The sequence below is a fragment of the Streptomyces sp. NPDC093544 genome, assembly GCF_040683495.1.
Lineage (GTDB): Bacteria > Actinomycetota > Actinomycetes > Streptomycetales > Streptomycetaceae > Streptomyces.
The window spans coordinates 346,102-364,268 of the sequence record NZ_JBFBEA010000007.1 but is presented as its reverse complement, the minus strand read 5'-3'; the positions used below and the strand labels follow the sequence as shown (position 1 = coordinate 364,268).

General features: G+C 69.8%; 17 protein-coding genes, 1 pseudogene and 1 riboswitch. Of the genes and pseudogenes, 9 read left to right on the top strand and 9 right to left on the bottom strand.

Annotated elements, in window-relative coordinates; all coding sequences use genetic code 11:
* Window positions 1-106 precede the first annotated feature (106 nt).
* Window positions 107-607, bottom strand: coding sequence for a hypothetical protein (locus tag AB0N66_RS13410; protein WP_365432698.1), 501 nt, complete (start codon window positions 605-607; stop codon window positions 107-109).
* 7 nt (window positions 608-614) lie between these two features.
* Here AB0N66_RS13410 and AB0N66_RS13405 point away from each other — a divergent pair, with 7 nt between their 5' ends.
* On the top strand, window positions 615-2,072 hold the full coding sequence (locus AB0N66_RS13405; protein ID WP_365432779.1) for a M1 family metallopeptidase: 1,458 nt from the start codon (window positions 615-617) through the stop codon (window positions 2,070-2,072).
* A gap of 9 nt (window positions 2,073-2,081) precedes the next feature.
* Here the strand turns inward: AB0N66_RS13405 and AB0N66_RS13400 are convergent, their stop codons facing one another.
* Together AB0N66_RS13400 and AB0N66_RS13395 are read right to left on the bottom strand one after the other, a co-directional pair.
* On the bottom strand, window positions 2,082-3,041 hold the full coding sequence (locus AB0N66_RS13400; RefSeq protein WP_365432696.1) for a bifunctional GNAT family N-acetyltransferase/NUDIX hydrolase: 960 nt from the start codon (window positions 3,039-3,041) through the stop codon (window positions 2,082-2,084).
* A gap of 100 nt (window positions 3,042-3,141) precedes the next feature.
* Window positions 3,142-3,717, bottom strand: a complete 576-nt coding sequence (locus AB0N66_RS13395) for a TerD family protein (RefSeq protein ID WP_365432693.1) — start codon at window positions 3,715-3,717, stop codon at window positions 3,142-3,144.
* A gap of 211 nt (window positions 3,718-3,928) precedes the next feature.
* Between AB0N66_RS13395 and arfB the strand changes: the two genes are divergently transcribed.
* A complete protein-coding gene (gene arfB, locus AB0N66_RS13390) occupies window positions 3,929-4,357 on the top strand; it encodes an alternative ribosome rescue aminoacyl-tRNA hydrolase ArfB (protein WP_365432690.1) in 429 nt (142 codons plus the stop codon).
* A 55-nt stretch (window positions 4,358-4,412) separates the two neighbouring features.
* On the opposite strand, the gene AB0N66_RS13385 is transcribed toward arfB, so the two are convergent.
* Window positions 4,413-5,000 (bottom strand): flavin reductase family protein, encoded by a 588-nt coding sequence (locus AB0N66_RS13385; protein WP_365432687.1) that lies wholly within the window; start codon window positions 4,998-5,000, stop codon window positions 4,413-4,415.
* 450 nt (window positions 5,001-5,450) lie between these two features.
* Between AB0N66_RS13385 and cdgB the strand changes: the two genes are divergently transcribed.
* The gene (gene cdgB / locus AB0N66_RS13380) at window positions 5,451-7,202 is read left to right on the top strand and encodes a diguanylate cyclase CdgB (protein WP_365432684.1); all 1,752 of its coding nucleotides are present in this window, start codon (window positions 5,451-5,453) and stop codon (window positions 7,200-7,202) included.
* A 131-nt stretch (window positions 7,203-7,333) separates the two neighbouring features.
* Window positions 7,334-8,356 (top strand): carbohydrate-binding protein, encoded by a 1,023-nt coding sequence (locus AB0N66_RS13375; RefSeq protein WP_365432681.1) that lies wholly within the window; start codon window positions 7,334-7,336, stop codon window positions 8,354-8,356.
* Window positions 8,357-8,491: 135 nt separating this feature from the next.
* Here AB0N66_RS13375 and AB0N66_RS13370 read toward each other — a convergent pair.
* The 3 genes and pseudogenes from AB0N66_RS13370 to AB0N66_RS13360 all read right to left on the bottom strand — a co-directional run.
* Window positions 8,492-8,599, bottom strand: a pseudogene (locus tag AB0N66_RS13370) (1-phosphofructokinase); the annotation flags it as partial.
* Window positions 8,600-8,644: 45 nt separating this feature from the next.
* A complete protein-coding gene (nagA, locus tag AB0N66_RS13365) occupies window positions 8,645-9,790 on the bottom strand; it encodes an N-acetylglucosamine-6-phosphate deacetylase (protein ID WP_365432678.1) in 1,146 nt (381 codons plus the stop codon).
* On the bottom strand, window positions 9,790-10,770 hold the full coding sequence (locus AB0N66_RS13360; RefSeq protein WP_365432675.1) for an ROK family protein: 981 nt from the start codon (window positions 10,768-10,770) through the stop codon (window positions 9,790-9,792). Before AB0N66_RS13360 ends, nagA begins: the two co-directional genes overlap by 1 nt.
* Window positions 10,771-10,899: 129 nt before the next feature.
* Here AB0N66_RS13360 and AB0N66_RS13355 point away from each other — a divergent pair, with 129 nt between their 5' ends.
* The 3 genes from AB0N66_RS13355 to otsB all read left to right on the top strand — a co-directional run bounded on the left by AB0N66_RS13355 (window position 10,900) and on the right by otsB (window position 13,413).
* Complete coding sequence (locus AB0N66_RS13355; protein WP_365432672.1) at window positions 10,900-12,144, top strand: extracellular solute-binding protein; 1,245 nt, start codon at window positions 10,900-10,902, stop codon at window positions 12,142-12,144.
* Between the two features lie 35 nt (window positions 12,145-12,179).
* Window positions 12,180-12,416, top strand: coding sequence for a DUF3263 domain-containing protein (locus AB0N66_RS13350; RefSeq protein WP_365432669.1), 237 nt, complete (start codon window positions 12,180-12,182; stop codon window positions 12,414-12,416).
* Window positions 12,417-12,567: 151 nt separating this feature from the next.
* Window positions 12,568-13,413: a trehalose-phosphatase gene (gene otsB / locus AB0N66_RS13345; protein ID WP_365432666.1), complete on the top strand. Its 846-nt coding sequence runs from the start codon at window positions 12,568-12,570 to the stop codon at window positions 13,411-13,413.
* Here otsB and AB0N66_RS13340 read toward each other — a convergent pair.
* Both AB0N66_RS13340 and AB0N66_RS13335 read right to left on the bottom strand, forming a co-directional pair.
* On the bottom strand, window positions 13,410-14,849 hold the full coding sequence (locus AB0N66_RS13340) for a trehalose-6-phosphate synthase (protein ID WP_365432663.1): 1,440 nt from the start codon (window positions 14,847-14,849) through the stop codon (window positions 13,410-13,412). The genes otsB and AB0N66_RS13340 overlap by 4 nt on opposite strands.
* A gap of 76 nt (window positions 14,850-14,925) precedes the next feature.
* Window positions 14,926-15,900 (bottom strand): glucosyl-3-phosphoglycerate synthase, encoded by a 975-nt coding sequence (locus tag AB0N66_RS13335; protein ID WP_365432660.1) that lies wholly within the window; start codon window positions 15,898-15,900, stop codon window positions 14,926-14,928.
* A gap of 179 nt (window positions 15,901-16,079) precedes the next feature.
* Window positions 16,080-16,227, top strand: a riboswitch (SAM riboswitch).
* A gap of 17 nt (window positions 16,228-16,244) precedes the next feature.
* Between AB0N66_RS13335 and thrC the strand changes: the two genes are divergently transcribed.
* Window positions 16,245-17,573 (top strand): threonine synthase, encoded by a 1,329-nt coding sequence (gene thrC, locus AB0N66_RS13330; protein ID WP_365432657.1) that lies wholly within the window; start codon window positions 16,245-16,247, stop codon window positions 17,571-17,573.
* Complete coding sequence (locus AB0N66_RS13325) at window positions 17,570-17,845, top strand: MoaD/ThiS family protein (protein WP_365432654.1); 276 nt, start codon at window positions 17,570-17,572, stop codon at window positions 17,843-17,845. The genes thrC and AB0N66_RS13325 overlap by 4 nt, the downstream gene beginning before the upstream one ends.
* Window positions 17,846-18,167 lie beyond the last annotated feature (322 nt).

Genomic DNA, 18,167 nt, shown 5'->3' with positions numbered 1-18,167 from the left:
GACGAGCGCGTTCAGCGCGGTGCGGGGGTCTGGGGGCGGCAGCCCCCAGGAACAAGGGACGGGCAGGGGCGGAGGGGGCGAAAAAACTCCCACGCCGGCCCCGCCCTCACGCCACCCGAGGAAACCGAGCCTCCAGCGTCCACACCGCCGGATTGTCGCGGAGCCCCTCGTGGAGATCGACAAGGTCGGCGATCAGATCGTGCAGGAAGTCGCGCGCCTCACGCCGAAGCTCGGCGTGGGAGAAGGTGAGCGCCGGCTCCTCGACCCGCATCCAGTCCGCCTCGACATCCACCCACCCGAACCGCCGCTCGAAGAGCATCCGGTCCGTCGACTCCGTGAAGTCGAGCTCCGCACGCTGCGGCCGCGAGGCCCGACTCCCGCGCGGATCCCGGTCGAGCTGCTCCACGATGTCGCACAGCGCCCACGCGAAGTCCAGCACCGGCACCCATCCCCAGGCTGTGGACAGTTCCCGGTCCGCCTTGGTGTCGGCGAGATAGACGTCCCCGCAGAACAGGTCGTGACGCAGCGCGTGGACGTCCGCCCGGCGGTAGTCGGTCTGCGGGGGGTCGGGAAAGCGGTTGGAGAGGGCGTAGCCGATGTCGAGCACGTTGGTGATGGTGTCACGCCCTCGTAGGATCGCGGACGTGCCCCGACCCTCCGCCGCCTTGCCCTCCGCCGTGCCCTTTGCCCTGGCCATCACCCTGGTGCTCACCGCGTGCAGCGGGGGCGTGCAGGGCAAGCCCGGTGCCTCAGGCGTACGCGACCCGTACTTCCCGAAGCTGGGCAACGGCGGCTACGACGTCACGCACTACGGCCTGACCCTCTCCTACGACCCGGCGACCAAGCGCTTGAACGGGACGGCGGAGATCACGGCCAAGGCCACCCAGGACCTCAGCGCTTTCAACCTCGACCTGGAGGGGCTGGACGTCGACGAGGTCACCGTCGGAAGCGAGGGGGAGGGTGCGGACGCCCGCTGGAACCGCGCAGGCCACGAACTCACCGTGCGCCCGCACGACGATCTCGACAAGGGCGACACCTTCCGCACGACGGTCCGCTACTCCGGCACCCCCGAGACTCTCACCGACCCCGACGGCTCGGAGGAGGGCTGGCTGCGCACGGCGGACGGCGCCCTCGCGCTCGGCGAACCCACCGGTTCGATGACATGGTTCCCCGGCAACCACCACCCCTCCGACAAGGCGTCGTACGACATCAAGGTCACCGTCCCCGAGGGCCTGCGGGCCGTCTCCAACGGCGAGTTGAAGGACGAGACGACGCTGAACGGCCGTACGACCGCCACCTGGCACATCGCCGAACCGATGGCGAGCTATGTGGCGACGGTCGCGATCGGCCGGTACGACATCACCCGCTCCACGACGAAGAACGGCCTGCCGGTGATCGTCGCCGTCGATCCGACGCAGGCCGAGGCGAGCAAGCAGGTGCTCGCGAGCATCCCCGAGGTCATGGAGTGGGAGGAGGCCAACTTCGGCCCGTACCCCTTCTCCTCGACGGGTGCGATCGTCGACCGCGAGGAGGACGCGGGCTACGCCCTGGAGACCCAGAACCGCCCGGTCTTCCCCGGCGCCCCGGACACCGAGTTCCTCGTCCACGAACTGGCCCACCAGTGGTACGGCGACTCCGTCACCCCCAGGACCTGGCGGGACATGTGGCTCAACGAGGGCTTCGCCACGTACGCGGAGTGGCTGTGGCAGGAGGACCACGACGGCGACACCGCCGACGAGATCTTCAACTCCCTCTACAAGGGCGACTACTACGACGACCCGGAGCTCAACGAGGCGGTCTGGGCTTTCCCGCCCGCCAAGCCCTCCAGCGCCGCGCACCTCTCCGACAGCCCCGTCTACGAACGCGGCGCGATGGTCCTCCACAAGATCCGGCAGACCGTCGGCGACGACACCTTCCACGACATCATCGGCGGCTGGGCCGCCGCCCACCGCCACGGCAACGCGGACACCGCCGACTTCACGGCGTACGTCGAGAAGTCCGCGCCGGACGCCGACTTCGGCGCGATCTGGAAGGACTGGCTGTACGGGGAGGGGAAGCCGGCGAAGCCGTGAGCGGCCCTCTCAGCCGGATGTGGTGGAATCGTCCAACCCGGCGAGCAGTGAAGGTAGTTGGGGCGGCCAGATGGGCTCGGGCGAGGCGGCCAGTTCTTGCGGGGTCCACCAGTGCCAGCCGAGGATCCCCTCCTCGGCGTGCGAGACGCCGAGATGGTCGCCGACAGGCTCGCGGCGTGGTCCGCGTGCCACGTAGATGTGATCGTGCTGGCGTACGGGAACTCCGGCCCGGTTGAAGTCGTGCTCCCAGGCGCAGAGCAGGGCCCCCGGCTCCAGGTCGGTCCACCCGGTCTCCTCGCGCAGCTCCCGCAGGGCGCCCTCCCGCGGGCTCTCCCCGGGTTCGAGCCCTCCGCCGGGCGTGGCCCAGTGGATGCCCACCTCGTCGTTGTCGTACTGGAAGAGGAAGACCGAGCCGTCGGGATCGAGAACGGCGACGCGTGCCGCCGGACGCGGCGTCCGCAGCGTTTTGCGCAACACCGCGCAGGGCCGCCGGAGTTGCCGGTCCTCACGCCGCCCGATGACCTCGTACCCGAGCGCGGTCCAGAACGCGAGCCCGCTGGGGTTGCTGTCAAGAACGGCAAGCCGCACGCCGACCCGCCCCGCACCCCGGAGCCGACCCTCGACGAGCCCCACCAACTCCCGCCCGTACCCCCGGCGTTGCTCGCCCCCATCCACGAGGAGCAGACCGATCCAGGGATCCGGATCGGCCGGATCGGGGTGCTGCGCGAGCGTGATCACGACCCCGACGAGCCGCCCCCCGACGCTCCCACGAGCCAGCAGAACCTCCACGTCCGGGTTCGCCAACTCCTCGGCCAGCGCCGCCGCGACCTGCTCCGGGCGGATGTCGTCCGGGTCGGGGAAGTCCCCGCTGAGGGCGTGGAAGGCGCGGTTGGAGGCGTAGAGGGCGGTGAGTTCGGTGAGGAGGGGGGACGGGATGTCGGGGGCGGCTGGGAGAACTTCGAGGATCATGCGGGGCAGATTATTGCGTGGGTAACGGCACGGCCGCCCGGTCGGGGAACCTTCCCCGGCCGGGCGGCCGTTGACCGCTCTGGTGTGCCGCGGGCGAACGTCAGACGTTCACGCCGAAGTCCTGGGCGATGCCCGTCAGGCCTGACGCGTAGCCCTGGCCGACCGCGCGGAACTTCCACTCGGCGCCGTTGCGGTAGAGCTCGCCGAAGACCATGGCGGTCTCGGTGGCGGCGTCTTCCGACAGGTCGTAGCGGGCGATCTCGACGCCGCCGGCCTGGTTGACGATGCGGATGTAGGCGTTGCGGACCTGGCCGAAGTTCTGCGAGCGGGTTTCCGCGTCGTAGATGGAGACCGGGAAGACGATCTTGTCGATGTCGGCGGGGAGAGCCGCCAGGTTGACGTTGATCGCCTCGTCGTCGCCCGCGCCCTCGCCCGTGCGGTTGTCGCCGGTGTGGACGATGGACTTGTCCGGGGTCTCCTTGTTGTTGAAGAAGATGAAGTGGTTGTCCGAGTAGACCTTGCCCTCGGGGTTCACCGCGATCGCCGAGGCGTCGAGGTCGAACTCGGTACCCGTGGTGGAGCGGACGTCCCAGCCGAGGCCCACGGTGACGGCGGTCAGGCCCGGAGCCTCCTTGGTGAGCGAGACGTTGCCACCCTTGGACAGGCTTACAGCCATTGTTGGGAGTCCCTTCCCTCATTGCGTACGCGCACCGTGCTCGTACGTTTGGGCTTCGTACGGGCACGAAGCTACAGCTACCTGTATGAACGCCACGAGGGGTACCGAAGGTTCCTGCCGCTTTACTTTCTTTACCTTGGGGACCATTGGAGACCAGGTGCCGCTGAAAACCTGGTGACGTGGACCGGACATCCGCGCGACCATGTACCTCATGTCCGGTCCTTACGTCATTCGCGGCTCCGTCTCCCTCCCTGAGGCCGAGCTCATGTGGCGTTTCTCGCGCTCCGGCGGGCCCGGCGGACAGCACGTGAACACCAGCGACACACAGGTGGAGCTCGGGTTCGATCTCGCGAAGACCAACGCGCTGCCGCCCGTCTGGAAGGAGCGCGCCCTCGACAGGCTCGCCGGGCGGCTCGTCGACGGGGTCATCACCGTCCGCGCCTCCGAGCACCGCTCGCAGTGGCGCAATCGGGAGACCGCCGCCGTACGGCTGGCCTCCCTCCTCGCCGAGGCTTCCGCGCCCCCGCCCAAGCCCCGCCGGGCGACCCGCATCCCTCGCGGGATCAACGAGCGGCGGCTGCGCGAGAAGAAGCAGCGTTCCGACACCAAGCGCGGGCGCAACGGGCGCGACTGGGGGTAAGGCCCCCGGCCGGCAGTCGCTAGTCGCTAGTCGACAGGGTTCAGTCGATGGGGGCTCAGCCCAACTGCCGGTACTTGCCCTTGAAATGCGTCAGCGGGCCCCCGTCCGCGCTCGGCACCGTCGTCGTCAGTACGCGGCCGATGACGAGGGTGTGGTCCCCGGCGGGCACCCGCTGCTCCGTGCGGACCTCCAGGGTCGCCAAGGAGCCGCCCACCAGTAGCGCGCCGGACGCCTCTCCGCGTACGTACGGGATGTCCTCGAAGAGGAGGCGGTCGCTGATGCGGCCCTTCATGGCGAAGCGGCCCGCGATGTGACGCTGGCTCTCGGAGAGCACGGAGACGGCCCACAGGGGCTGTTCGGCGAGCAGGTCGTCCATGCGGGAGCCGTCGCGCAGGCTGACCATGACCAGGGGCGGGTCGAGGGATACGGACATGAAGGCGGTCGCTGTCATGCCGATGTCCTCGCCGCCCGGTCCTTCCGGGTCCAGCGCGGGCTCGTGCGCGGTCACCAGGACCACGCCCGCGGCCAGCCGGGACATGGCGGCGCGGAACTCGTCGTTGCTCACCCCCTCAGCATGCACGGGAGAGGTGGGGGAAGCGGCGGCGGGAGCGACAGGGGGAGCCGCAGGGGGAGTGTTCGGCACGCCGAAACGCTAGTCTCCGACCCCGGGGCCGCACATCGGTCCTCGGCCCGAGCCGAGTCCTAGGACCACCGACGGACGACCGGCCGACGGGCGCCCCACTTACGGACCGACCGGCGGCCGACCGAACCGACGGGCAACCGGCCCGGAGCGCTTACCGCGACACCCCCGCGGCACGCAACAGTCACAACCGCGCACAGCGCTTGCACAGTTCTCTAATATGCGCTCAATAGGCGCACGGAGAAACTGCAGAAACTCCACTCAATTGTTCACGTTACGCTGTGACTTGAGTCACAGGAGCCATATTTTGTTGACCCTGTGTACCGAGTGGGCAGCGCGCTGTGATTCAGTGACTGGGACGCTAGGCGAGAAGCTACCAAGCGGTAGGCCGAAGAAAACCAGGTACGCCGAAGAGAACCCTGGAGTTGCTGCGAGGTCTCGAGGGGAGGGCGAATGGAGACCGAGTCGGAGCCCTACGTCCGTCTTGCGACCCTGCGGCAACTGCACACGGTGATGGCGGACATGAACACCGCCCGCAGCCTGGCGGACACGCTGCAGACCGTCGCGGACGGAGTGGTGACCGGTCTCGGCTACGAGCTTGCGTGTGTCAACCTCGTACGCCCGGACGGCGACCTCGTGTGCGCCGCGTTCGCCGGCAACTCCGCCGCCGAGGCCCTCATCACCGGCCGCGTCGGCTCCCGCGCCTCCTGGGACCGTCGGCTGACCATGGGCGAGGCCTGGGGCGACCTGCGCTTCATACCCCACACCGAGGGCTGGGTCCTCGACGAGGACGACGTACCGCAGTGGTACACCGACGGTCCCGAGCCCCGCTTCGAGGACGAGTGGCACCCCGCCGACCGCCTCTTCGCGCCGATGTACACCCCCGGTGTCTCCGGCAACGGCTGCGGCGAGCTGATCGGCGTCCTGTCCGTGGACCGGCCGCGCAACGGGCGGCGGCCGGGCGCGTGGGGGCGTGAGGCGCTTCAGATGTACGCGTTCCAGGGCGCCATCGCCATCAGTAACGCGCGTCTACGAGCGAATATGCAGCGCGCACTTGTCCGCCTTGAGCGGGAGCAGCAGGCGCTGCGGGCCAGCGAGGAGAGCTTCCGGCAGGCCTTCGAGTACGCGCCGAGCGGCATGGCCATCGCGGAGATGGGCGGCGACCAGCACGGCCGGATCCTGCGGACCAACGACGCGCTCTGCCGGCTGCTCGGCCGCCCCGCGTCCGCGATGCGCCGCTACTCCTTCTCCGACCTCGTTCACCCCGAGGACATCGGCACGCTGCTGCGGACCTCGGCGGAGGGCGGCCGCGCCGAGCTGAGACTCTGCCGCCGCGACAACACCTACGTCTGGGTGTCACTGCGCAACTCCGTGGTCGCGGACGCCGCCGACGGCCCCCGGTTTCTGCTCACCCACGTCGAGGACATAGAGGACCGCAAGCGCCGCGAGCTCCAGCTCGCCCATCGCGCCTCCCACGACTCCCTCACCGGCCTGCCGAACTCGGCCGAGCTGCGCTCCCGGCTCAGCTCCCGCCTCTGTCAGCGCCCGCTGGCGCTGCCCCCGGGCGCGATCGAGTCCCTGGACGCGGCGTACACGCACGGGCAGCAGCAGGCCGCCATGGGGGCGCTCCCGAGCGGCGAACTCGGCCCGTACGACGGGAACGGCAACGGGGACGGACACGGCGGCGGCCAGCTCGCCTACGACGGGAACGGGCACGGCTTCGACCCGTGGCCCAGTTCCGAGGCGTACGACGCCTTCGACCACCACGTGCACACCATCGCGCCCGAGGGCGAGACGGACGACGGCACCAAGGGGCTCGCCGTCCTCTTCTGCGACCTCGACGGCTTCAAGTCGATCAACGACCGGTTCGGGCACAACGCGGGTGACGCAGTTCTCATCGAGGTCGCGCGCCGGCTCACGCACGGCGTCCGGGACGGTGACACGGTCGCCCGGCTCGGCGGCGACGAGTTCGTGGTGCTCGCCGACGGGCTCGGCCGGGCCGACGCGCAGGACCTCGCCGTCCGGCTGCGGAACGCGATCATCCCGCCCATCAGGGTCGATGGCCGTGCCGTCCGGGTGGGCGCCAGCTTCGGGATCGGGTGGGCGCACTGCGGTATGACGGCGGACGAGGTGCTGAAGTCCGCGGACGAGCGGATGTACATCGAGAAACGTTCTCGTCCCAAAGCGCATCGGCGAGCCGGATAAGTCGCAGGTCAGTGGGTTGAAGCGGTGAGGGCACCCGTTTGGCCCAGCGAGACCGGGTAGGCTCGCCATTCATCCATGCAGTGAATCTGCACCGTCCGTATCTGTACCGCACCCCGCTAGGAGACCAAGGGATGACGCCCGGCAACAACGGCGCGAGCACGCCCGAGGACGATGACCCGTTCGGCTATCTGTACGAGGACGGCCAGGCCAACGGAGCGACCCCGCCCAGTGGTGGCGGCGGCTACGGCTACCCCGGCTCGGTGAACCGGGTGCGTGCGGTCGGCGAGCGCCGTAACGGACCGCAGCAGGGCGGGCAGGCCGGGTACGGCCAGCAGGCCCCGACCGCGCAGTACGGCCAGCAGCAGGCCTACGGTCAGCAGGTCCCGCAGCAGCCCCAGGCCTACGGTCAGCAGGGCGCGTACGGTCAGCAGAACGCGAACTACGCGGCGCCCGAGACCGTTCCCGGCGGCCCGGTCACGGCCCGGCACGGATCGGTCGGTGACGGCGGCGGGCGCGGGCGCGGATCGAACGGGCCCAACACCAAGGGCCTCCTCATCGGCGCGATCGCGGTGGTCGCCGCCGTCGTCATCGGCATCAGTATCGCCATGCTCAGCAGCAACTCGGACGACGACGACAAGGCCGGCGGCGCCACGGCCTCCTCGACGCCGTCGACGTCGCAGAGTGCGTCACCGAGCGAGTCCGCCGGCGAGCAGGCCGCGGCCGAGCTGCCGACCATCGACGCGAAGGCGCTGAACCTCGGCACCGGCGTGGCGACGGCATCGGACGTCGAGGGCGCGCAGGCCGACGGCGGTGTCTATGTGACGGGTCTCAACCAGGTCGGCGCCCAGGTCACCTGGACCGTCAACGGCATTCCCGAGGACGGCACCTACACCCTCTTCACGCGCTACAGCGTGGCCGGCTCCGACGGGAAGATGACGCTCACCGTCAACGGCAAGGAGTTCGGCAGCAAGCTGAACCTGGGCAACTTCGCGCATGCCGCCGACGGTGACTTCGCGAAGGGCTGGACGGAGACTTACTCGTGGCCCACCCTCACCAAGGGCACCAACACGATCTCCGTCTCCTGCCAGGACGGCGACAGCTGCAATGTCCTGCTGGACCAGCTGCGGCTGAAGGCAGGCCAGGTCAAGGATTAGCGGTAGCTGGGCCACGCTCGCGTGACCGTGGCCAGGTACCAGTAGTTCCTCGTACGTCCGGCGGTCGAACTCGCCCGCCACGGGGGCCAGTACGGTCGCCGCGCCGCCGAGAGGGCCACGGCGCAGGCTCGGCGGTCCGGGCTCTTCGGGCCCTTCGGTGACCCGGTGGGAGGCGTGCGGGCGCAGGGACCGTACGCGATAGGTGAGGTCGAGGGCGGTGTTCAGCGTGACCGTGAGGGTCACGCCGGTCTCCCTCGACCATCGAACCCCGACAACCTGGGCTGCGAGTCAGCCCAGTTGAGGATCCACCACCCATTCGCCCCTGCGCATCACGCCCTTGAGCTCGAAGTCGGAGTCGAGGATCACCAGGTCGGCGTCCTTGCCGGGCTCCAGCGAGCCGATGCGGTCGTACATCCCCAGCAGGCGGGCCGGGTTGGCGGAGAGGGCCGCGACAACGTTCTCGACCGGCAGCTTGTCGATGGTGGCCGCGCGCTTGAATGCGCGGTCGAGTGTGAGCGTGGAGCCCGCGATCGAGCCGCCCTCGACCAGGCGGGCGACGCCTTCCGAGACCTCGACCTCCAGCGGGCCGAGCATGTAGCGGCCGTCGCCGAAGCCGGCCGCGTCCATGGCGTCCGTGATGAACGCGACCCGGCCGGGGCCCGCGTGATGGAACGCCAGCTCCAGCGAGGCCGGGTGCAGGTGCGTGCCGTCGTTGATCAGCTCGACCGTGATCCGGTCGTCCTCAAGGAGGGCCGCGATCGGGCCCGGCGTGCGGTGGCCGAGCGCAGGCATCGCGTTGAACAGGTGCGTCGCCACGGTCGCGCCCGCCTCGATGGCCTCGACCGTCTGCTCGTACGTCGCGTCCGTGTGGCCGATCGCCGCGATCACCCCGTGCTCGGCCAGCAGGCGTACGGAGTCGATGCCGCCCGGCAGTTCGGTGGCGAGGGTGACCATCTGGGCCCGGCCGCGCGCCGCGTCGATCAGCTTGCGGACCTCCGCCGGGTCCGGGTCGCGCAGCAGTTTCTCGGAGTGCGCGCCCTTGCGGCAGGGCGAGATGAACGGGCCCTCGAAGTGGATGCCCGCGAGGTCGCCCTGCTCCGCCAGCTCGGAGAGCAGCCCGGCGCGCTGGGCGAGGCCGTCCATGTCGCCGGTGACCGTGGAGGCGACGGTCGTGGTGGTGCCGTGCAGGCGGTGGGTGTGGATGCCCTTGAGGACGTCCTCGACCGTGCCCGAGGTGAAGGACGCGCCGCCGCCGCCGTGGTTGTGGAGGTCGACGAAGCCGGGGACGAGCCAGTGCCCGGACAGATCGACCGTCTCGGCATCCGCGGGAGCGCTCCCGACGATCCGCGCGCCGTCGACGATCACGCGGCCGCCGTCCACGATCCCGGTGGGCAGTACCACCTGTGCACCGGCGAAAACCTTGCTAGTGGCCATCAGGTGGTTACCTCCGAGAGGTCAGTGGGGTCAATGGGGTCAGTGGCGTCAACAGGGGCAGTGGTGGTCAGCAGGTCCCAGGCCAGCAGCCCGGCGCCCAGGCACCCGGCGGTGTCCCCGAGGGCCGCGGGGACGATCGACGGCAGCTTCTGGAAGGTCACGCGCCGCTCGACCGCGGCCCGCAGTGGTGTGAACAAGGTTTCCCCGGCCTCGGCGAGACCGCCACCGATGATCAGCGTGCGGGGGTCCAGCAGGGTGAGCGCGGTGACGAGCCCGTCGGCGAGCGCGTCGATGGCGTCGCGCCAGACCCGTACGGCCCGCTCGTCGCCGGACTCGACGGCCTTCGCGCAGTCCGCCGCCTCGGCCTCCGGGTCCCCGGAGGCCGCCGCCCAGGCCTGGCTGACGGCCGCGGCGGACGCGTACCGCTCCAAGCAGCCGTGCTGGCCGCAGGGACAGGGGGTTCCCCCGGGCCGTACGACGATGTGGCCGATCTCGCCCGCGAAGCCGTGTGCGCCCGCCTCCACGCTGCCGCCGATGCCGATCGCGCCCGCGATCCCGGTGCCGAGCGGAACGAAGAGGAAACGGTCCGCTCCCCGCCCGGCGCCGATCCGGCCCTCCGCGAGCCCGCCGGTGCGCACGTCGTGCCCGAGCGCCACCGGTACGCCGCCGAGCCGGGTGCCGAGCAGTTCGCGCATGGGTACGTCGCGCCAGCCGAGGTTGGCCGAGTACACGGCGATGCCGCGGTCGGCGTCGACGATGCCGGGGACGGCGACACCGGCGGCCGTGGCTCCCTCGCCGAAGTGCTGCTCGCCGTACGCGCGCAGCTCGGCCGCGAAGCCGAGGATGCTCTCGACGACGGCGTCGGGCCCGCGTTCGCGGCCGGTCGCCCGGCGCGCCTGGTGGAGCAGTTCGCCGTCGGCGCCGACGAGGGCGGCCTTCATCCCGGTGCCGCCCACATCGAGGGCGATGACATGTCTCACGAGGACAGTGTGGCCCGTCAACCCGGAAGAGGTCTAGTCCACTTACGTGGTGTAGACCTTATGCCGGAATATCGAACGGCGAATCGACACAGGGTTGGGGCAAAAGCGGTGCGGCGGCGTAGGACAGGAATGATCGCGGCGGTGTCCGCACTGGGCATGACAGCCACCCTCGGAGGCTGCGGAAGCTCCGGCGGCTCCGGAGACGTGACCCTGAGGCTGGTGGCCGCCGACTACGGCGACTCCGACGCCAACAGCTCCCAGAAGTACTGGGACAACCTGGTCAAGGAGTACGAGGCCGGCCATCCGGGAGTCAAGGTCGAGGTCAGCGTCTACTCCTGGACCGACGTCGACCGCAAGGTCAGCGAGATGGTCGCGGCCGGGGAGGCGCCCGACATGGCGCAGATCGGCGCGTATGCCGACTACGCCGCCAAGGGCCGGCTCTACACGGCCGACGAACTGCTCTCCATACCCGTCCAGGCCAACTTCGCCCTCCAGCTCACCGACGCGGGCGAGCAGGAACGAGCGCAGTACGGCCTGCCGTTCGCCTCCTCCACCCGGCTGCTCTTCTACAACAAGACCCTCTTCACCCAGTCCGGGCTCACCCCGCCGAAGACCTGGGACCAGCTGGCTTCCGACGCCGAGGTGCTCAAGGCCGCGGGCGTGAAGTACCCGTACGCGCTGCCGCTGGGGCCCGAGGAGGCGCAGGCCGAGACGTTGCAGTGGATGCTGAGCGGCGACGGCGGCTACACCAACAACGTCGGTACGTACTCCATCGACTCCCAGGAGAACGTCAAGACCTTCACCTGGCTCAAGGACGAACTCGTCGGCAAGGGGCTCACCGGGCCCACCGCGCCCGACAAGCTCAACCGGGCGGACGCGTTCGCCGCGTTCACGGAGGGCGAGGTCGGGATGCTCAGCGGGCATCCCACGCTGATGAAGATGGCCGCCGCGAAGGGTGTCGACTTCGGCATGGTGCCGATGCCCGGGGTCGATGGTCCGAGCAAGTCCACGCTGGGCGTCGCCGACTGGATGATGGCCTTCAAGCAGAACGGTCACGCCGAGCAGGTCGGTGACTTCCTCGACTTCGTCTACAGCGACAAGAACGTGCTCGCCTTCTCCCGCGAGTACGACCTGCTGCCGGTCACCACGTCCGCGTCCGAGGCCATGGCAGGCGACGCGGACGATCAGGACCTCGCCCCGTTCCTCGACGAGCTCACCACCGCCGAGCTGTACCCCGTCAACAAGACCTCCTGGGCCAGTGTCAACGCCGACGTCAAGGCGCAGATCGGGAAGGCCGTGGGGGGGAGCGGGAGTCCGGCCGGGGTGCTGGGGTCGCTCCAGGCGGAGGCTGACGCGGCGGACAACGCGTCGTAACTCTGATGTCAGTGGTCGGGGCTACGGTTCTGTCCATGGAATCCATGGAGGGGCTCGGTCCGCGGGAGCGGGGGATTCTTGCCATGGAGCGCCGTGGGTTCGGGGGGCCCGGGGCGAAGGAGCGGGCGATACGGGAGCAGCTGGGGTTGGCGCCTGTGCGGTATTACCAGCTGCTCAACGCGCTGATCGATGATCCGCGGGCGCTTGCGCATGATCCGGTGACGGTGAATCGGCTGCGGAGGGTTCGGGAGGGGCGGCGGGGGGAGCGGTGACGGGGGGGGGGGGTGGTTTTTCGCCCCCTCCGCCCCTTCCCGTCCCGTATCTGGGGGCTGCCGCCCCCAGACCCCCGCTTTCGGCCTGGACGGCCTCGTCCTCAATCGCCGGACGGGCTGAAAAGATCTCCAGCCCCGTTAAAGTCGCCGTATGGCCAGCCATGCGGATCCCCTGCCGATCCCCACCACCCCCGCCGGCCGCGCCGGCCTCGACGCCATCCTCGACCGCCCGGGCCACGTGGTGATCGGGCTCGACTTCGACGGGACGCTCGCGCCGATCGTCGCGGACCCCGAGCAGGCCCGCGCCCACCCGGACGCGGTCCCCGCACTCGCGGCCCTCGCCCCGAAGGTCGCCTCCGTGGCGGTCGTCACCGGCCGGCCGGCCTCCGTGGCGGTCGAGCACGGTGGCTTCGCGGGTGTGCCGGGACTGGAGCACCTGGTCGTGCTCGGGCACTACGGCGCCGAGCGCTGGGACGCGCGGAGCGGCACGGTCAGTGCCCCCGCCCCGCACCCCGGCGTCGCAGCCGTCCGCGCCGAGCTGCCGGGCCTTCTCGACACGGTCGGCGCCTGGAAGGGCACCTGGATCGAGGAGAAAGGCCGGGCCGTCGCCGTCCACACCCGTCGCGCGGCGGACCCGCAGGCGGCGTTCGAGGCCCTGCGCGAGCCCCTCACCGACCTGGCCGGCCGGCACGGCCTGATCGTCGAGCCGGGCCGCATGGTTCTGGAACTCCGCCCGCCGGGGATGGACAAGGGCGTTGCCCTCCTCGCGCACGTCCGCGAGACCGCCGCCGAAGCCGTCCTCTACGCCGGGGACGACCTCGGTGACCTCCCCGCCTTCGCCGCCGTCGACAAGCTCCGCGCCGAAGGCATCCCGGGCCTCCTGGTGTGCAGCGGCAGCGCGGAGGTCACGGAACTGGCGGAGCGGGCCGACCTGGTGGTGGACGGCCCGGCGGGAGTCGTGCAGCTGCTGAGGGCCCTGGCGGCGCGGCTCGGTTAGGGCCTGCCCTCCAACTCCCGCAACTGCTCCAGGAACCACTGCGCCGGAGGCAGCGCAGTCGCCGCGGCAGCGAGCCGCTTCGTGCGCTCCGCTCGCTCCCCCGCCCCCATCGACAACGCCTCGTGCAACGCCCGCGCCGTGCCGACCACGTCGTACGGGTTCACCACGATCGCGTCCTCGCCCAGCTCCTCGTACGCCCCCGCTTCCCGGGACAGCACCAGCACGCACCCCTCGTCGGAGACGACCGGCACCTCCTTGGCGACGAGGTTCATGCCGTCCCGGATGGGGTTGACCAGGGCCACGTCGGCGAGCCGGTACGCGGCGAGGGAGCGGGCGAAGTCGTCCTTGACGTGGAGGACGACCGGGGTCCAACCGGGTGTGCCGTAGGTGGAGTTGATGTCGTCGGCGACCCGTTGCACCTCGGCCGTGTAGTCGCGGTACACGGCGAGGTCCTGCCGGGACGGGTAGGCGAAGGCGACGTGCACGACCCGCTCGCGCCAGTCCGGCTGGTCCTCCAGGAGCTGCCGGTAGGACAGCAGTCCGCGCACGATGTTCTTCGACAGCTCGGTGCGGTCGACCCGCACGATCGCCTTCCGCGGCGCCCCCTCAGCCGTCGCCCCGATCTGCTCACGCAGGGTGGCCATCCGGTCGGCGACATCCGCCTCGTGCGAACGCTTGCGCAGGAAGTCCGCGTCCGCGCCGAGCCCGTGCACGCCGACGCGGGTGTCACCGAGGCCGCCGACCAGCTCCTGCGCGCACGCGGTGAACGCGGACGCCCAGCGGTGGGTGAGGAAGCCGAGGCGGTCCGCGCCGAGCATGCCGCGCAGCACCTGCTCGGCGATGTCGTCGGGGAGCATGCGGAAGTAGTCGACCGGCGCCCACGGCGTGTGCGAGAAGTGCCCGATCCGCAGGTCGGGGCGGAGCTCCCGCAGCATGCCGGGGACCAGGGTGAGGTGGTAGTCCTGTACGACCACCACGGCGCCCTCGGCAGCCTCGTCGGCCAGCGCCCGCGCGAAGGCCCGGTTGTAGGCCTCGTACGACGCCCACTGGCGCCGGAACTCCACGTCGAAGACCGGCTCCAGCGGCGTCTGGTAGAGCATGTGGTGGACGAACCACAGCACCGAGTTGGCGATCCCGTTGTAGGCGTCCGCGTGCACCTCGGCGTCGATGTCCAGCATCCGTACGCCGTCTTCGCCGACCCCGCGCCGTACCGCCTCGCGGTCCCCGTCGCCGAGCACCGAGCACACCCACAGGGCGCCCGCGTCCGGGCCGATCGCCGACAGGCCCGAGACCAGGCCGCCGCCGCCGCGCTTGGCCTGTAGCTCGCCGTCTTCGCGCACGTCGTAGGAGACCGGGCCGCGGTTGGACGCGACGAGGATCCGGTGGGAGCCCTGCGGGGATGCCGTGGAAGCAGCAGTCGAAGCCGTGGAAGCCATACGCCTCAATCTAGCCCGGCCCGGAAACGCTCAAACGTACGGACGGGGTGCCGCGGAGACGTATACCGCCGACGGATTACGCCGCTTTGCGTGACTGATACTCCGAGATTTCCGACATCGGAGGCCGTTCCTCCGTATCGACCGAGTACGTGCGCGGCTCGAAGCCGGACTCGCCCCGTTCGAACTGGGTGATGGCCGGCCGGATGAGGTGGCCGCGGGCGAGCCGGAGCTGTGCGGTGCGATAGATCGCGGCGGACATCCGGCCCAGCGCCTGGCCGTCCTGGTGCCGGTGCTTGCGGACGCCGACGTCGACCTGGGCGAGCGCGTCCAGGCCCACCAGGTGCAGCGCGTCGACGAGCATGCCCAGCTCCACGCCGTATCCGACGGGGAACGGGAGCTGTTCGAGGAGGGTGCGGCGGGCCGCGTACTCGCCGCCGAGCGGCTGGACGAAGCCGGCCAGCTGCGGCCAGTGCATGTTCAGCAGGGGGCGGGCCATCAGTTCGGTCACGCGACCGCCCTGACCGGCCGCAGTTCTGCCGGAGGTGGGTTCACCCGGCAGGTTCAGCGGGCGGTCGTACATCGCCTTGACCAGGTCCACGCCCGGATCGGTGAGCAGCGGCCCCACGATCCCGGAGACGAAGTCCGACGAGAACTCCTTGAGGTCCGCGTCGATGAAGCAAACGATGTCACCGCTCGTCACGAGGAGTGACCGCCACAGGACCTCACCCTTGCCGGGCACGGCCGGGATGCGGGGGAGTATTTCGTCCCGGTGAACGACCCGGGCACCGGCGGCGGCGGCGACCTCGGAGGTGCGGTCCGTCGAGCCCGAGTCGATGACGACGATCTCGTCGACGAGGGGGACTTTGCGAGTCATCAGGTCGCGGCGGATGATGGAGACGATCTCGCCGACCGTCGCCTCCTCGTTGAGCGCGGGCAGGACCACGCTCACCGTGGAGTTGGTGGATCGTTTCGCGGCTATGAGCTTCTTGAGCGGCCGGTCAGTCACGGACCAGGAGCGCGTGCTCAGCCAGCGCTCGACGTCTTCAAGCACGTGCGGCTCTCCCTTGCGTTCATTGGGATGCTTGTGCCCGTCGCCGCGGCAGCGTTTGGTGTGTCGCTGGCATCTCGCGGTTCGGACGGCTCTCTCCACCATCCAGGCCTTCGGTTACAGTCTTGAACAACGCTGATGACCATCGCATGTCGGGGGTCGCTCAGCGCACAACTGAATACCGCTCATCCAGAGGGGCAGAGGGATACGGCCCGTTGAAGCCCCGGCAACCCTCCAGCTGGTTCTTGTCACGTCGACGTGGTGAGGCTCCCGGCTCGGGAAGGTGCCAAATCCGTCTCACGGCGAAGTGCGTCGTGAGGAAGATGAGGAGAAAGGGCCTCGCCTCCATGGCTGCGCAGACAGTTGCAAGCACCACTGCAAACACCACGAACACCGTGACCTCCCCGGATTCCGCGAACTCCGTCGATCTGGGCCCCGCCGCCGCGCTTTCCTGCCGCGAGTGTGGACACCGTGTACCGCTCGGTCCGCTCTTCGCCTGCGAGGAGTGTTTCGGGCCGCTGGAGATCGCGTACGACTTCTCGGCCTACGAGACCGAGGACCTCCGCAAGCGCATCGAAGCGGGCCCCGCGAACATCTGGCGTTACGCGCCGCTCCTGCCGGTCCCGGCGGACGTCGCGGAGAAGCCGAACATCAACCCCGGCTGGACCAAGCTCGTCAAGGCCGACAACCTGGCCCGCGCGCTGGGCGTCACCCCCGGCAAGCTCTTCGTCAAGGACGACTCCGGCAACCCGACGCACTCCTTCAAGGACCGCGTCGTCGCCCAGGCCATCGAGGCCGCCCGCGCCTTCGACTTCACCACCCTCTCCTGCTCCTCCACCGGCAACCTCGCGGGCGCCGTGGGCGCGGCCGCCGCCCGCGCCGGCTTCCGCTCCTGTGTGTTCATCCCGCACGACCTGGAGCAGGGCAAGATCGTCATGGCCGCGGTGTACGGCGGGGAGCTCGTCGGCATCGAGGGCAACTACGACGACGTGAACCGCTTCTGCTCCGAGCTGATCGGCGACCCGGCCGGCGAGGGCTGGGGCTTCGTCAACGTCAACCTGCGGCCGTACTACGCGGAGGGCTCGAAGACCCTCGCGTACGAGATCTGTGAGCAGCTCGGCTGGCAGATCCCCGACCAGCTGGTCATCCCGATCGCCTCCGGCTCCCAGCTCACGAAGATTGACAAGGCTCTTCAGGAGCTGATCAAGCTCGGCCTTGTGGCGGACAAGCCGTACAAGATCTTCGGTGCCCAGGCGGAGGGCTGCTCGCCGGTGTCGGTGGCCTACAAGGCCGGCCACGACGTCGTACGGCCCCAGAAGCCGAACACCATCGCCAAGTCGCTCGCCATCGGCAACCCGGCCGACGGGCCGTACGTGCTCGACATCGCGCGGCGTACCGGCGGCGCCGTGGAGGACGTGAACGACGAGCAGATCGTCGACGCGATCAAGCTCCTCGCGCAGACGGAGGGCATCTTCGCCGAGACCGCGGGTGGCGTGACGGTGGGTGTGGCGAAGAAGCTGATCGAGAACGGTCTGCTCGATCCGACCCTCACCACCGTCGTCCTCAACACCGGCGACGGTCTCAAGACCCTGGACGCGGTGGCCTCGGACACCGGGCTCACCGCGACCATCCGCCCGAACCTGGACTCCTTCCGAGAGGCTGGCCTCGCGTCATGAGCGTCAACGTCCGCATCCCCACCATCCTGCGCACCTACACCGGCGGCAAGGCCGAGGTGTCGGCCGAGGGCGGCACCCTCGGCGAGGTGATCGCCGACCTGGAGCAGAACCACACCGGCATCGCCGCGCGCGTCCTGGATGACCAGGGCAAGCTGCGCCGCTTCGTCAACGTGTACGTGAACGACGACGACGTCCGCTTCGAGCAGGGCCTGGAGACGGCGACGCCGGACGGTGCGGGCGTCTCGATCATTCCGGCCGTCGCCGGAGGCTGACCGTCATCCGCCGTCACGTACGGTGATTGTAGTTACCTTGGGTAATTGCAATCACTGAGAGTTCATCGAATTGCCCCCTCCGTGAGAGAAGCGGAGGGGGCAATTCTGTATGGTTGAGCGCGGTACAGTTGGGGAAGCTGCTTCGCCTTCGAGTTGGTTTTATGCCGGGCGCATATGAGTCCTTGCCCGATGCCCGACAAGAAGTAGCCAAAGTGCCCCGCCTTTTTGAGCCGTTTATGGCATTTACGGGGCCCGACTTGCCCTGAATCTTTGCGAATTCTCCGCATATTCCCGATCGGTCGTGCCCAGAATTCTCGTCCGA

Excerpts from the sequence above, each read along its gene's own strand:
- AB0N66_RS13350 (WP_365432669.1), top strand. The coding sequence starts at position 12,180 with ATGGAATCCATGGAGGGGCTCGGTCCGCGGGAGCGGGGGATTCTTGCC.
- arfB (WP_365432690.1), top strand. The coding sequence starts at position 3,929 with ATGTCCGGTCCTTACGTCATTCGCGGCTCCGTCTCCCTCCCTGAGGCC.
- AB0N66_RS13375 (WP_365432681.1), top strand. The coding sequence starts at position 7,334 with ATGACGCCCGGCAACAACGGCGCGAGCACGCCCGAGGACGATGACCCG.
- thrC (WP_365432657.1), top strand. The coding sequence starts at position 16,245 with ATGGCTGCGCAGACAGTTGCAAGCACCACTGCAAACACCACGAACACC.
- AB0N66_RS13395 (WP_365432693.1), bottom strand. The coding sequence starts at position 3,717 with ATGGCTGTAAGCCTGTCCAAGGGTGGCAACGTCTCGCTCACCAAGGAG.
- cdgB (WP_365432684.1), top strand. The coding sequence starts at position 5,451 with ATGGAGACCGAGTCGGAGCCCTACGTCCGTCTTGCGACCCTGCGGCAA.
- AB0N66_RS13400 (WP_365432696.1), bottom strand. The coding sequence starts at position 3,041 with ATGATCCTCGAAGTTCTCCCAGCCGCCCCCGACATCCCGTCCCCCCTC.
- AB0N66_RS13325 (WP_365432654.1), top strand. The coding sequence starts at position 17,570 with ATGAGCGTCAACGTCCGCATCCCCACCATCCTGCGCACCTACACCGGC.
- AB0N66_RS13405 (WP_365432779.1), top strand. The coding sequence starts at position 615 with ATGGTGTCACGCCCTCGTAGGATCGCGGACGTGCCCCGACCCTCCGCC.
- AB0N66_RS13355 (WP_365432672.1), top strand. The coding sequence starts at position 10,900 with ATGATCGCGGCGGTGTCCGCACTGGGCATGACAGCCACCCTCGGAGGC.
- otsB (WP_365432666.1), top strand. The coding sequence starts at position 12,568 with ATGGCCAGCCATGCGGATCCCCTGCCGATCCCCACCACCCCCGCCGGC.
- nagA (WP_365432678.1), bottom strand. The coding sequence starts at position 9,790 with ATGGCCACTAGCAAGGTTTTCGCCGGTGCACAGGTGGTACTGCCCACC.
- AB0N66_RS13340 (WP_365432663.1), bottom strand. The coding sequence starts at position 14,849 with ATGGCTTCCACGGCTTCGACTGCTGCTTCCACGGCATCCCCGCAGGGC.